The 13813-nt window shown below is 40.5% G+C and carries 13 protein-coding genes and 1 pseudogene; 9 read left to right on the forward strand and 5 right to left on the reverse strand.

Features of this window, described 5'->3' with window-relative positions:
- Nucleotides 1-17 precede the first annotated feature (17 nt).
- From JIG41_RS19300 to JIG41_RS19320, 5 genes and pseudogenes are all read left to right on the forward strand, one after another.
- Nucleotides 18-422, forward strand: a complete 405-nt coding sequence (locus tag JIG41_RS19300) for a hypothetical protein (RefSeq protein WP_118844382.1) — start codon at nucleotides 18-20, stop codon at nucleotides 420-422.
- Nucleotides 423-514: 92 nt separating this feature from the next.
- Nucleotides 515-1018 carry a DUF962 domain-containing protein gene (locus JIG41_RS19305; RefSeq protein ID WP_075593475.1) on the forward strand — a complete coding sequence of 168 codons (504 nt, stop codon included), beginning with the start codon at nucleotides 515-517 and terminating at the stop codon, nucleotides 1016-1018.
- A gap of 35 nt (nucleotides 1019-1053) precedes the next feature.
- Nucleotides 1054-1842, forward strand: coding sequence for an SDR family oxidoreductase (locus JIG41_RS19310; RefSeq protein WP_065978510.1), 789 nt, complete (start codon nucleotides 1054-1056; stop codon nucleotides 1840-1842).
- 176 nt (nucleotides 1843-2018) lie between these two features.
- Nucleotides 2019-3020, forward strand: a pseudogene (locus JIG41_RS19315) (branched-chain amino acid aminotransferase); the annotation flags it as partial.
- 159 nt (nucleotides 3021-3179) lie between these two features.
- Complete coding sequence (locus tag JIG41_RS19320; protein WP_036967836.1) at nucleotides 3180-5333, forward strand: prolyl oligopeptidase family protein; 2154 nt, start codon at nucleotides 3180-3182, stop codon at nucleotides 5331-5333.
- Between the two features lie 79 nt (nucleotides 5334-5412).
- Here JIG41_RS19320 and JIG41_RS19325 read toward each other — a convergent pair whose 3' ends face one another.
- Entirely contained in the window at nucleotides 5413-6495 is a 1083-nt protein-coding gene (locus tag JIG41_RS19325) for a YdiY family protein (RefSeq protein ID WP_199525305.1), read from the reverse strand.
- 97 nt (nucleotides 6496-6592) lie between these two features.
- The gene (locus tag JIG41_RS19330; RefSeq protein WP_036967839.1) at nucleotides 6593-7888 is read right to left on the reverse strand and encodes an anti-phage deoxyguanosine triphosphatase; all 1296 of its coding nucleotides are present in this window, start codon (nucleotides 7886-7888) and stop codon (nucleotides 6593-6595) included.
- Nucleotides 7889-8102: 214 nt separating this feature from the next.
- Between JIG41_RS19330 and JIG41_RS19335 the strand changes: the two genes are divergently transcribed.
- The 4 genes from JIG41_RS19335 to JIG41_RS19350 all read left to right on the forward strand — a co-directional run bounded on the left by JIG41_RS19335 (nucleotide 8103) and on the right by JIG41_RS19350 (nucleotide 10953).
- Nucleotides 8103-8921, forward strand: a complete 819-nt coding sequence (locus JIG41_RS19335) for a glucosaminidase domain-containing protein (protein WP_036967842.1) — start codon at nucleotides 8103-8105, stop codon at nucleotides 8919-8921.
- A complete protein-coding gene (locus tag JIG41_RS19340) occupies nucleotides 8914-9582 on the forward strand; it encodes a DUF2987 domain-containing protein (RefSeq protein WP_196857240.1) in 669 nt (222 codons plus the stop codon). The genes JIG41_RS19335 and JIG41_RS19340 overlap by 8 nt, the downstream gene beginning before the upstream one ends.
- A gap of 389 nt (nucleotides 9583-9971) precedes the next feature.
- Nucleotides 9972-10331, forward strand: a complete 360-nt coding sequence (locus JIG41_RS19345; protein ID WP_180310901.1) for a MerR family transcriptional regulator — start codon at nucleotides 9972-9974, stop codon at nucleotides 10329-10331.
- A gap of 46 nt (nucleotides 10332-10377) precedes the next feature.
- Complete coding sequence (locus JIG41_RS19350; RefSeq protein WP_182394983.1) at nucleotides 10378-10953, forward strand: NAD(P)H-dependent oxidoreductase; 576 nt, start codon at nucleotides 10378-10380, stop codon at nucleotides 10951-10953.
- Nucleotides 10954-11027: 74 nt separating this feature from the next.
- Here the strand turns inward: JIG41_RS19350 and ttcA are convergent, their stop codons facing one another.
- The 3 genes from ttcA to JIG41_RS19365 form a co-directional block, all read right to left on the reverse strand.
- Nucleotides 11028-11933: a tRNA 2-thiocytidine(32) synthetase TtcA gene (gene ttcA / locus JIG41_RS19355; RefSeq protein ID WP_199525306.1), complete on the reverse strand. Its 906-nt coding sequence runs from the start codon at nucleotides 11931-11933 to the stop codon at nucleotides 11028-11030.
- Between the two features lie 95 nt (nucleotides 11934-12028).
- Nucleotides 12029-12952: a universal stress protein UspE gene (gene uspE / locus JIG41_RS19360; RefSeq protein ID WP_036967857.1), complete on the reverse strand. Its 924-nt coding sequence runs from the start codon at nucleotides 12950-12952 to the stop codon at nucleotides 12029-12031.
- Between the two features lie 103 nt (nucleotides 12953-13055).
- Complete coding sequence (locus JIG41_RS19365) at nucleotides 13056-13790, reverse strand: FNR family transcription factor (protein WP_182394981.1); 735 nt, start codon at nucleotides 13788-13790, stop codon at nucleotides 13056-13058.
- Between the last annotated feature and the right edge of the window lie 23 nt (nucleotides 13791-13813).

The raw sequence follows: 13813 nt of genomic DNA on the forward strand, positions 1-13813 counted from the left end.
TTAAAGGACGATTACGTGTGGCTATTACTTTTCATAACCAATATAAAGCTTATCATTACTCAGGCACTAATAAACTTGAGCGAGCACTGGATATATCAGAATCAAAATTGATGCCTCAAACGTCTTCTGATGCACAAAGTCTATTAAGAAAACAACCCGAACCAAGTTCATTTTTAGAGACAGCAAACGAAGCTCTTGTTTATCAGCGCTTAGGGGTAGATAAAGAGAAAATCGATGAAATCAAAGCGCAAATAGAAAAGCTTGCGGAACAAATGCAACAACAAGGTGCAGATACCAAAGCACTGCAAGAAAAAATGAATAAGTTGCAAGGCATGCTTGATGAAGAATATCAAAAAGGACGCGAGCGCATGGATATGCAGCCAGAAGCCGAAAAAGGCAAGGTCATCGATGCGCTAGTTTAATGTAGTTACTTTAAAATGTCGGCTAGATGACATTCTTAGTGGTAAATTTTCTGCTAATCTGAGTTTTGAACACAGTTTTGGCAGGAATAATAATGAAAACTCTCAAACAACAGCTGAGCAATTACGCCCTTTATCACCGTTCAAAACGCAATATCTATACACATTTTATTGGTATTCCCTTGATTGTGTTTGCCATTATTTGTTTATTGCAACGCGCAACAATCATGCTTGAACCCGTTACGTTAACAGTGGCAAGTATTGTTATTGCGATTACGTGCCTGTATTACTTAATGCTCAGTGTTTCTATGGGGCTAATTATGGCTGTGTGCTTTGCTTTATTGAGCATTATTGCACAGCCTGTCGTTGTGCTTTCAACAACAATGTGGCTGGCTGTGAGTGTGGGCTGCTTTGTGGTGGGTTGGCTATTTCAATTTATGGGTCATTACTATGAAGGTAAAAAACCCGCCTTTGTTGATGACATTATTGGCCTCGTTATTGGACCCTTATTTGTTGTCGTAGAAGCCTTAATCATACTTGGTTTTTATAAAGATGTTGCTGATTACATTGAGCAACATGCAGGTCCACATAAAGCGTGATAACAGCAATAATAACAATAAGAAAAGGAACACACATGAATTTAAAAGATAAAATAGTTTGGGTTACGGGGGCATCATCAGGTATTGGTGAAGCACTGTGTGAACAATTGGCTGCAAAAGGGGCAATCTTGGTTTTATCTGCCCGTAATGAAGATAAATTAAAAGCGCTAAATACACGTTTAGGCGGAATGCATCATGTTGTGCCACTCGATTTAGCAGAGCCTGAGGCGCTGCTTAAAGAGATGCCTGCGGTTGTTGAACGTATTAAGCGTATTGATGTGCTAATTAATAACGGCGGGGTGTCGCAGCGCAGTTTGTTTTTAGAAAACGATTTCAGTGTGTATCGCCAGTTAATGGAGGTGAACTACTTTGGCCTTATTGCATTAACGAAAGTGGTCGTGCCGCAGATGGTTAAACAAGGTATGGGCATGGTTGTATCTATAAGCAGTGTGGCGGGTAAAGTTGGCTCTAAATTCAGAACCGGTTACTCGGGCTCAAAATATGCGGTTGTGGGGTTTATGGATTGTTTGCGTGCTGAACTGGCAGATAAAAATGTCAATTGTTTAACAATCTGTCCCGGATCAATCAAAACAGCCATTGCGCATAATTCGTTGGATGGGCAAGGTAAACCACAAAATAAACCCGAAGAATCGATTGAAAATGGGATGGATGTTGGCAGAGCTGCTGCGAAAATGATCAAAGCCATAGAAGCGGAAAAGGATGAGGTTGTCGTTGGTGAAGGGATCAGCGGTTTAGCGCCGACAATTAAACGCTTTTTCCCTCGCTTTTTTAATCGACTAACGGCACGAATGAATTACCGGTAAAAGCAAAAACGTGACCGTGAATGATTATTAATAAAAAACACGCAATTAAATTGCGTGTTTTTTATACTGCGAGGTGAAATTATTTGCACTTTAATCGATAAAAGGCATGCGTTAGCTATGGTTAAACGGGGAGGTATTAGCATACAATGGAGAAAAAGTAGTCCAAACAAGAGAGAACAACAATGGCCGCATTTGGTACTGTATTTATGCCACACATGATCCAAGCACGCTTTGCAGACAACACATGGAGTGAAAGCGCGCTGGTCCCATCTGATAAAATCGAATTACACGCAGGTGCTCACGTATTACATTATTCAAGCACGTGTTTTGAAGGATTAAAAGCATTTCGTCACGAAGATGGCTCGGTCTATATCTTTCGTATGGACGCAAATATTGCCCGAATGAAGCAAAGCTCAAAGCTATTAAACTTGCCTGATTTTGATGAAAGTATGCTTGAGCAAATGATCAAAGACATTGTTAAAGAGTACGCAGACGAAACGCCAGCCCCTCCGGGTTCAATGTATATTCGCCCAACTCATATTGGTACAGAAGCGGCAATTGGTAAAGCGGCTGCGCCTTCAATGAGTTCATTACTGTATGTGCTTCTTTCGCCTGTAGGTGATTATTTTGCAGGGGGTGCAACAGCACTTCGTGTATTACTTGAAGAAGACGGCATGCGCTGTGCGCCTCATATGGGTATGGTAAAAAGTGGTGGTAACTACGCCAGTGCATTAGGGCCTATTTTACAAGCACGCTCTGAGCATCAGGCTGACCAAATATTGTTCTGCCCAGGTGGTGACGTACAAGAAACGGGTGCTGCCAACTTCATTCTTATTGATGGTGATGAAATTATCACCAAGGCACTTGATAGCACTTTCTTACACGGTGTTACGCGTAATAGTATTTTAACTATTGCCAGAGATTTAGGTATGACGGTGTCTGAACGCAACTTTACCGTAAGTGAATTACTAGAGCGTGCCGCTAAGCCAGGTACTGAAGCTGCGCTTTCAGGCACTGCTGCAGTGCTGACGTCTGTTGGTACACTTATTCATAACGACCAAGAGTTTAAAGTAGGCTCGGGCGAGCCGGGTGAGAAAGTGGCGAAGTTACGCCAAGCATTGAATAATATTCAATGGGGTAAATCACCGGACAACCACGGTTGGTTGACTAAAGTATAGGCACCCTTTTTATTGCAGAGCCACGCACTTGCGTGGCTTTTTTATTGGTATTTTACATTGGTTTACAGCCTAGGCTGTGTTTAACCGCAAATTGCTAGACTTTCTATTTCATTAACTCTATTTTCTGTTTGTTAACAATAACTAAAAAGTATGAAGATTATGATTAAGAAGACGCTTGCATGTGCAATTCTAATTGCACTGGCTGGTTGCAGTGAATCAACCACAACGAAGACAGAACAAACAGTAAAAACCGCAGAGGTAAAAGCTGCCGTGAATTATCCTGAAACTAAAAAAGGCAATGTTGTTGACGAGTATTTCGGTGAAAAGGTTGCCGATCCTTACCGTTGGCTTGAAGACGACATGAGCGAAGAGACGGCGCAATGGGTTAAAGCCGAAAATGAGGTGACATTTTCTTACCTAAAGAATATTCCTTATCGAGATGAATTAAAAACGACTCTCGAAAAGCTAATGAACTATGAAAAAGTCACTGCGCCGTTCACTGAGGGCGAGTACACCTATTTCTACAAAAATGATGGCCTACAAAACCAATACGTTGTTTACCGTAAAAAAGGTGACTCAGAGGCTGAAGTTTTCCTTGACCCTAATACATTCAGTGCTGATGGCACAACCTCTATGTCGGGATTAACGTTTACCGAAGATGGCACGCTAGCTGCGTACCAGATTTCAGAGGGTGGAAGCGACTGGCGTAAAATTATTATTATTGATACTGCCACTAAGCAGCCTATTGAAGAGGCGTTAGTTGATGTGAAATTTAGTGGTATTTCGTGGTTAGGAAATGAAGGTTTTTATTATTCAAGCTACGATAAGCCAAAAGGGAGTGAGCTGTCGGCTAAAACTGATCAACATAAAGTGTATTATCATAAGCTTGGCACTTCTCAAGCGGATGATCAGTTAGTTTATGGTGGCACAGAAGAACAAAAACATCGTTATATTGGGGCTGCTGTTACCCGTGATAATCGCTACTTGATCATCTCGGCAAGTACCTCAACATCTGGTAATAAACTGTTTATTAAAGACTTATCTAATCCAGATAGCGAATTGGTGACAATTTTAGACAACACAGATTCTGATACATCCATTATTGATAATGATGGCAGTAAATTGTATTTGGTAACAAACTTAAATGCACCGAATAAACGTGTTGTGACAGTTGATGCGAATAATCCAAGCCCAGAAAACTGGCAAGATCTTATTCCCGAAACAGACAATGTATTGAGCCTGACTAAAGGGGGAAATTACTTCTTCGCTAAGTATATGGTCGATGCTATCTCGCAAGTTAAGCAGTACGATAAATCAGGTAAGTTAGTTCGCGAAATCAGTTTACCAGGTGTAGGCACAGCCTATGGTTTTAGTGGCAAGCATGACGCTGACACGCTGTATTATTCTTTCACGAATTACACGACGCCGGGTAACACTTACTCATTTGATATTGAGTCAGGGCAATCGGATGTTTATCGCAAGTCGGGTGCTAAATTTAACAGCGACGAGTACGTGTCTGAACAAGTGTTTTACACATCGAAAGACGGCACGAAAGTACCGATGATTATTTCGTATAAGAAAGGCACTGAACTTAACGGTAAAAATCCAACGATTTTATATGGCTATGGTGGCTTTAATGTAAGTTTAACACCAAGCTACAGCCCAACAGTTGCAGCGTGGCTTGAGCACGGTGGTGTGTATGCAGTTGCTAATATTCGTGGCGGTGGTGAATATGGTAAACAGTGGCACATTAATGGTACACAGCTTAAAAAACAAAATGTATTTGATGATTTTATTGCGGCTGCAGAATATCTAAACGATAAAAAATACAGCTCGCCAGACTATTTAGCTGTGCGTGGTGGTTCAAACGGTGGCTTATTAGTTGGTGCGGTTATGACCCAGCGCCCAGAGCTATTCAAAGTAGCATTACCGGCTGTTGGTGTACTGGATATGCTGCGCTATCACACATTTACAGCGGGTGCAGGCTGGGCGTATGACTACGGTACTAGTGAACAAAGTAAAGAGATGTTTGACTACTTGAAAGGGTATTCACCTGTTCATAACGTAAAAGAGGGGGTAACGTACCCTGCAACGCTTGTGACGACAGGCGATCACGATGACCGTGTTGTACCTGCTCATTCATTTAAATTTGCCGCTGAGTTACAAGCAAAAGGTGCAAAACAGAACCCTTACCTGATCCGTATTGAAACTAACGCGGGTCATGGCGCGGGTACACCAACCAGTAAGATTATTGATCAGTACGCTGATATCTATGGTTTCACGCTTTATAATATGGGTGTTAAATCACTTTAATTTAATGAGTGGTAACAAAAACGCCGAGCAAAATTGTTCGGCGTTTTTTGTTTTAAACGATCGTTTTTAAACGCGTATTTTATAAATCGATTCCCAAAGCAAAAATCATTTTATAGTCTTCCTTTTCAGGCACCACGGCATTCTCGTCGGCAATCGGGTCTGCTAAGTAATCCCAAACCAGAGAGATATCAAAATCAATGTCGTCAGTAATATCAATCTCGAAACTTGCCATAGCGTATTGAGAATCTCCTCCTGTATCACTTTTGGCCGTGAGGTAGCGATAATTGAAGGTAAAGTCGATTTTTTTAGTAAGTTCATGCTCAAAATTAGTGCCAATAAAGTAAGACATTGACGCATTACTTTTGTCTTCACCGGTGGTGACAGTATCAAATTCAGTTTTTTGATACGCAGGGCCAGTTGAAAAATCCCACTCAGTTTTGTCGGTATCCATCACGTAATAACCGACACCTGCGCCTACAGTGTATTTATTAGCAATGTTTTGAAAAGGGTCACGGTAATATTCAAAAAAGATAGGACGGAAATACATTTTTTGAGTGTAAAACCAGTCGAACGTGCCATTGGCTCTAATGTTGTTTTTAGTTACTTGTTCATCGCTGGTGGTACGGTAGCCTAAAAACTCGGCTAAAAAGCGACTCGATGCCGTACGACGTTTAATATCGGCTCTGGCAGAGTATTCTGTTTGGTCTGTATTACCTCGCGATAAATCAGCACCCAAGGAAATTTTTACTGTCCACGCGCTGAGCTCACTGTCGATTGAAGGGGCAATCGACACTAAATCACGATAGCGATACTTTGCCGGTAAGTCACCGACCTTTACATAACCGCCTGATATATTAAGTGTGCCACTGAGTTCTGTGCCGTCGTTAAAGCGTACTGTGTGATGGCGGTCAGAGACAATCATATAGATATCTTCACGGTCAATTACGAGGGTGTCGAGTACATCACTGTCAAATTCAAGCTCTTTATCGTACATTGCGATAAGTTCACCTTTGAGCCATTCACCTGAGTTGAGCCTTACCCAGTCAAATTGACTGGCATCTTTAATGATGACACCACGCTCTTCTAACAGTGGATCAGGCATTGCGAAGCAAGTTAAAGGAGAGAGTAAAAGCGTGCTAATAAGCAGGTATTTTTTGAGCATTATTCCAATCCATGTTTAATAAAATGCGAAAGAAAGTTGTTATAGTAATTAGGTACTAATTAAATACTAGCTCAATATTTTACCCTCTTCAAAGTCCTTAAGCAGAGGGTAAAAATAGGCGTTGATAGGTTTTATATGCGTATTCGTCACTCATCCCCGATAAGTAATCGCAGATAATACGCATTGCATTATCACCTTGTTGGTGTGCATTTAGCCACATTTCTTGGGTGGTTTCTGGCAGTAAACGCATAGGATCACTTGCAAACGCACTGAACAGTTCAATGAGTAAATTTTGCCCTTTAAATTCAACTTGCTGCATTTTCGGTTCACGAATTAAACGTTTAAATACAAAGTGTTTTAACACATTAAGAATGCTTGCAAATTCGTCGGGTAAACTAACCGTGTATTGCAAGATTTCTGATTCGAAATCAGCATTTTGCACCACTAAATTGGCGTGAATTATAAAAGTATTAACAAGCTCACCGATGGCATCTTTTCGCTCATATTCATGGTGTGAAAAAAGGCGCGCCGTAATAGAGCTTAAATGCGTTGTTAACCATGGTGAGTTTAGTGCTTGTAACTGCGTTAATGCATGGTTTTGCCAATCAGCTAATGTGAGTACTTCTGTGGCGATAGCATCTTCCAGGTCATGAACAGCATAAGCTATATCATCGGCGAGCTCCATGATGGCAGAGTCAATCGATTTATAATGTGTTTTTGCTCTGAATTCATCAACGTTATAATGGCGACTTAAAATGTGCTGGTCGTTTTTTGATAGTGGCGCGACAATCCAATCAAACACATCTTTGTCGTCTTTGTATAAGCCTTTTGCAGGACGCCAGTGATCAGCTTTAATAAAGCTGCGCTGCTCAGAGAGCGGTGGAATGGTGTGCCATAAGTCATCAATAAAAGCGGGGTATTTTATAAAACCAAGCAAAGTGCGGCGTGTTAGGTTCATACCATAGCCATTGCTGTATGGCTCAAGCTTAGAAACAATTCTTAGGGTTTGCGCATTTCCTTCAAAACCACCGTGTTCACGCATCATGTAATTAAGGGCTATTTCACCACCATGACCAAAAGGAGGGTGCCCAATATCATGAGCAAGGCACAAGGTTTCAAGTAAGCTACCACTGGGGAAATGGCTAAAATTTGGGTGTTGTTTTTTAAGGTGGCGCAGTAGACCACTGCCTATTTGTGCGACTTCAAGAGAATGGGTGAGGCGAGTACGATAAAAATCGTTTAGGCCAATGCCCATTATTTGAGTTTTAGCTTGTAAACGTCTAAATGCTGCCGCGTGAATTATACGAGAGCGGTCAACCTGCCAGGCAGTGCGGTTGTCGTTTGGGCGATATTTTTGCTGATCAATGATACGCGCTTGCCAAGACTGGCACATAAATAGAACCTTATAATTACTCGCTCAGTTGCCCTTTAGTATACGCAAGCACTTGAAAATTGCGAGTAAATTGGACGTGATTCGCAGCAAGTCATGTTGAGTTAGGGCAAAAAAATACGCTGATATTCGCGAAAAAATTAGCTCTTTGATATAATCCGCCTTTGTGTGTGCGTGGCTTTACCGCACATGAGTTGTAGTTTATTTGAGAGAATACATGCTTAAGTACGTTTTTCGAGGTTTACTGACCGCTTTTTTTGCATGGGCGTTATTATCGCCTTTCATGAATCAAGATGTTGCAGTGGAGGAGGCCGACCAAACCGAGGCAACTCAGCAGGGTAAACAGCGAGTAATTAAAAAAGAAAAGCCATTACATAATGTAAAGCTGCCTGACTTTGCGGGCTTTACTGATGTAAAAGAAAAGAAACAGGCGTTTTTTGATTTTATTCGTCCCCATGTTGAAGCTGAAAACAAGAAAATTCTACAGCAGCGTGCCAGCTTAGAAATTGCACGTATGATGCTAGAATATAATGAGCCTCTGACGAGTAAGCAGCTGTCTGATATTAAGAAAATTCTTACCAGTTATAAATTACCAACAAGTATTGATGTATTGTCTTTGACACAAGCACTGCGTCGTGTTGATATCATTCCAAAAGAACTTGCCTTAATGCAGGCGGCGAATGAGTCAGCATGGGGAACATCGCGTTTTGCGCGTATTGGCTTAAACTTTTTTGGCCAATGGTGTTATAACAAAGGCTGTGGCATGGTGCCACGACGTCGTGCAAATGAGGCGGCTCATGAAGTGACGGCATTCAAATCTGTTCGTGCTGCTGTAAGCTCTTACTTTAAGAATATTAATACCCATGCGGCGTATAAAGATTTACGCACAATCCGCGCAGATTTACGTCGCCAACAAAAACCGATTGAAGCGACAAAACTAACCCAAGGGTTGTTATCGTATTCTGAGCGACGTGAAGCATACATAGAAGAATTAAACACGATGATTAATCAGAACAGAGCATATTTTGATGAATAAAGTCTTTTTATTGTTAAAAGTGGTGGGTGTGATCAGTGCATTAAGCGTTACGAGCTTTAAAGCAACTGCCAGTGAGTTTGTGATTGCATATGACGGTTTTTACGACCGTTTAAAAGTCGTAAACAAGGGGGAGTTTCAGTACGCACAAGTTAACTTTTATTTAAGTGATATTGCCACTAACGAAGTATGTACGATTAAGTCAGGTAAAATTCTAACCGAAAAACAAGAGTTCGATTTAACGTACACCGACAATGCACAGCTGTTATTGCCTTTTGATAAGCAGTTAGACACGGATAAAGCCGTGATTGTCGTACAGCCTAAAAACCCTCAGCATGATTGCCAATTAAAGCTGCAAATTGAAGCAACAGAGCTTAGTAACTTTGCACTAACAAAAGCGAATTTATTTGAGCTTAACCAAGAGTTTGATGAGCTTTTATCTGATTTATCGGGCTTTTTTGTTAGCAAACTAATGTGGTTTTTACTACCTGAGCAACAAGGAGTCGTACTTAAATTTGACGCTCCTGCAAATATGTCGGGTGAGGGGGTTAGCTGTAAAGAAAACCGCTGCACGATTAAAATCACTGATGAGTGGCAAGATGATAAGACTCTGCTTAATAGCAGTGCAAATCTTATTAGTGCAACGCCGTGGATTGTAAAATAGCTGAGTCATCTTTTTTATAGCATAGCTAATTATTCAAAAAAGGATCTTTACAGGTCCTTTTTTTGTTGCTTTTAAATTACGCTTTAATGATTTATACCATTTTGCAAAAATACTTAATCATTTTGAGTGATTAAACCAGTCGCTACCTACGTTAAAAATTTCTGATTTACGACTGCATGGATGCAGGAGGTAGAGCAATCCAGGAGCAATTGCCGAGAACAACTAAATAACTAAATTTTTGCCTTGTTATCAACGCGGTTTTATTGCCTCAAAATAGACCACTTAATTAAGCACAATGGTATTAATCTGAAAAATCTATATCTAACACTATCTCTTAAATACAAATAAAGCATGTCACATAAATTGATTTGGTGGATAAGGACGTTCGAATGTATCTCAATGAGGTATCTAAACTGTATGGGGCAACACAAAGAGCAATAAGGCTCTATGAATCAGTGGGATTACTGACTGTTTCTAGGGTTGGAAAGTATCGAGTTTATAATCAAGAGAATATTTATTTAATCAAATTAATAAAAGAGGCTCAAACTCTGGGAGTTGCACTGTCAGATATGGTTGCTTTGAAGGGAGAAAACGAGGATTTTGATTGGCAGGCTGTCAGCCATTGCCTTATTCAAAAGCAAGCTGCAGTCGAAGAAAAGATAAAGGAGCTTGAAGTTCAAAGAGAGCGCATTAAAAATTACCGAATTTCAATTGATAAGTGTATTCAAGAACTTGACTCTTACCCTTAGGTGAGAGTTTACACTGTGTCCTCACTCTAAATGGATATGTCAGTGTATGAAAAGAATATTAGTAATCAATGCTAACCCGAAACTAACCAGCCTGTGTAAATCTTTAGCGGAACAGTATGCAGCAGTTGCCATAAAAAAACATGACGTTAAGCACGTTAATATCGGTGACTTGAATTTCGAAATGAACTTAGCCGAAGGCTATGACAAAGTGATTGATTTAGAGCCTTGTTTAGCAGATCTCCAAGAGAAGATTCTGTGGTCTGAGCATATTGTGATTGTTAGTCCTGTTTGGTGGGGAACCATGCCTGCTAAGTTTAAAGGGGCGATTGATAGAGTTTTTTTACCGGGGTTTTCGTTTAAATATGTCGAAGGTAAATCAATACCGAAAAAGTTATTAAAAGGACGTACATCAGAGTTATTAATAACGTTAGATACCCCTGCTTTTTGGTATAAATACATTCAAGGGAATGTTATCTATAAGAATTTTAAACATTGTATTTTGGACTTTTCTGGCATTAAAAATAAAACCACTACATACTTTGGGCCAGTTATAAATTCCAGTAGCAATAAAAGAAAAGTCTGGCTTGAGAAAGCAGCTCGATTAGGAGCGAAGGTTAGTTAGATAATTTTTTACCAAAAATAAAAAGGAGAGCTTCTTTGCTCTCCTAATAATTAGTTAAATGTTTTTTTAAACCATTAGCTCAGGTTAATTGTCACAACGTCACTAATGTGCTCGTCATCAAGCGCAGGCTGTTTTGGGATATCTGGCTTATCAAGGGCGATATCGCCACCATCAATTACATCACCTGTTTGCAGGTCTTTAAAATTGAATAAGTCTTTATCAGCTAAGTGCGACGGCACGACGTTTTGCATTCCCGTGAAAATGCTTTCAATACGACCCGGATGCTGTTTATTCCACTCAGCAAGCATGGCTTTTGTGTGTTTACGCTGCAAGTTTTCCTGAGAGCCACATAAGTTACATGGAATAATAGGGAATTCCATACGCTCTGCGTATTTTTCGATATCGACTTCTTTACAATATGCCAGTGGGCGAATCACCATATGCTCGCCGTTATCGCTCATTAATTTAGCGGGCATACTTTTTAATTTACCGCCGTAGAACATATTTAAGAACAACGTCTCTATCATATCATCGCGGTGGTGACCAAGGGCAATTTTAGTCGCGCCCATTTCTTTCGCTGTACGGTATAAAATACCGCGACGAAGGCGTGAGCACAGCGAACAGGTTGTTTTACCTTCAGGAATAATATCGGTAACAATGCTGTAGGTGTCTTCTTCAACTATTTTGTATTCAATACCGAGTTTATCTAAGTATTCGGGTAAAACGTGCTCAGGAAACCCTGGTTGCTTTTGGTCTAAGTTAATGGCGAACAAATCAAACTTAACCGGTGCGACACGTTGTAGATGCTGTAATGTATCTAATAGGGTGTAGCTGTCTTTGCCGCCTGATAAACAGACCATGATACGATCGCCATCTTCGATCATATTAAAATCCATAACGGCTTGGCCGGTTAATCGACGTAAGCGTTTTTGTAACTTATTAAAGTTATATTGCGCTTTAGCTTCTGCTGAGTGAGACACTACGCCCCCTTATAAATACATGGGTAAAATAAAGGGGCGTATTATATTTGAAGCGCGGGTAAACAACAATTATTTGTTTCCCGCAACGATGAGAATTATTTTGCTAAAGGGCTCACGTAGCCATCTGGTTTTAGAGCCAATACGTCGCAATCTAGGCTATCAATTACATGCTCAGCTGTATTACCAACCAATGCAGCACTTAAACCGGTGCGGCCTACAGTGCCAATGACCACAAGCTCGCTGTTAAGTTTTGCAGCAACATCAGGAATCACATCTTCAGGAAGACCTTCTTCAATGTGGCATTGTGCTTCATCAATTTGAAAACTTTTTGCTAGTTCTAAGGTTGATTCAAAATGATGCTTTTTAACCGATTCGTTGTATACACCCGGGTTAAACTCAGGAATTTCGATAGCAATATTTACCGGTGTAGCAGGGTAGGCATTCACTAAATTAAGCTGCGCATTAGCAAGGTCACAAATAAAGCGTGCATCATTGATAATACGTTTGTTCAGCGCAAGGTGTTGCTCATTTTCACTGACTGCATTAACTGCTGCGAGTATGTTGCCATGTGCAGGCCACTCTTTTTCTTTAACTAATAACACCGGTGCAGGGCACTTACGAATGAGGTGCCAATCTGTCGGTGTAAAAATCACTGATTTAAGGGTGTCATGCTGATGTGTGCCTTTAACCACAAGATCATAACCGTCATTGATCACCGTATTAATAATGGCTTCGTAAGGGCGATTGTGCCAAACAACACAACTATCAATTGATAATTCAGGGTAAAGGGCGATTTGTTCATTTAACCAGACTTGACGGTCTTTGATGACAGCTTCGCGCATGGCTTCACGCTCATCAGATGAAAGCATTGTGGTCATTTCGTAGGAGAAGTCATAAATACTAAGAAAAGCAGTGATGGTTGCGCCTGACTTTTTGGCTAGGTCAATTGAGCGGCTTAAACTATGCTGCTGTTCCTTGGTGGGATCTATTACTGCTAAAATTCGTTTTATTGCGTCCATATGCTGCTCCTTAACTGTTCTGCAAAAAGGTATACCTTTGAGTGTAACCTAAATTCTGAGCAGTTAAAGGGGCAAGCAATAGAAAGTTGCGCTATATCAAACTCTATTTACATTTAATCGCGGCTGTTGAAGCAAGCGCCTGTTGATCTAAAATGGTAATAAATTTACCTTCAACTTTGATAGTGTCGGCTTTTTGAAAGCGGCTTAGTAGGCGGCTAATTGTCTCGACGGTTAAACCAAGATAATTACCTATTTCGCCACGAGTCATTGTAAGACGGAACTCTTTACGCGAGAAACCACGCTCACCAAATCGTTCTGCAAGGTTGTAAATAAAGCTGGCTAAACGCTCTTCTGCTGATTTCTTATTAAGCAGTAACAACATTTCTTGGTCGTAATTAATTTCGTTACTCATCAAGCGCATAATTTGTTGGCGTAACTTTGGTAGTTTACCTGCCAATTCATCTAATGTATCGAATGGAATTTCGCATACCATTGATGTTTCAAGCGCTTGCGAAAAACTTTGATGAGACATTTTATTGATAGCATCAAAGCCAACGAGATCACCGGCTAAATGAAAGCCTGTGATTTGCTCATCACCTTGCTCCGAAAGCGTATAAGACTTAAATGAACCTGAGCGAACTGCATAAATTGCATTTAGCTTTTCACCCGACTCAAATAAAAAGTCGCCTTTGTGAAGAGGCTTTTTACGCTCGATAATCTCATCAAGACGATCCATTTCTTGGCCGTTAAGCGAAAATGGTAAACACAGCTGACTAATACTGCAATTATTACAGCTAATAGTGCATAAGCCTTTTGACTTGTTTTGTGAAAAGTCCATACATCAAATCCATTCTAATAAGT

Source organism: Pseudoalteromonas sp. bablab_jr011 (assembly GCF_016464045.1).
GTDB classification, from domain to species: domain Bacteria; phylum Pseudomonadota; class Gammaproteobacteria; order Enterobacterales; family Alteromonadaceae; genus Pseudoalteromonas; species Pseudoalteromonas lipolytica.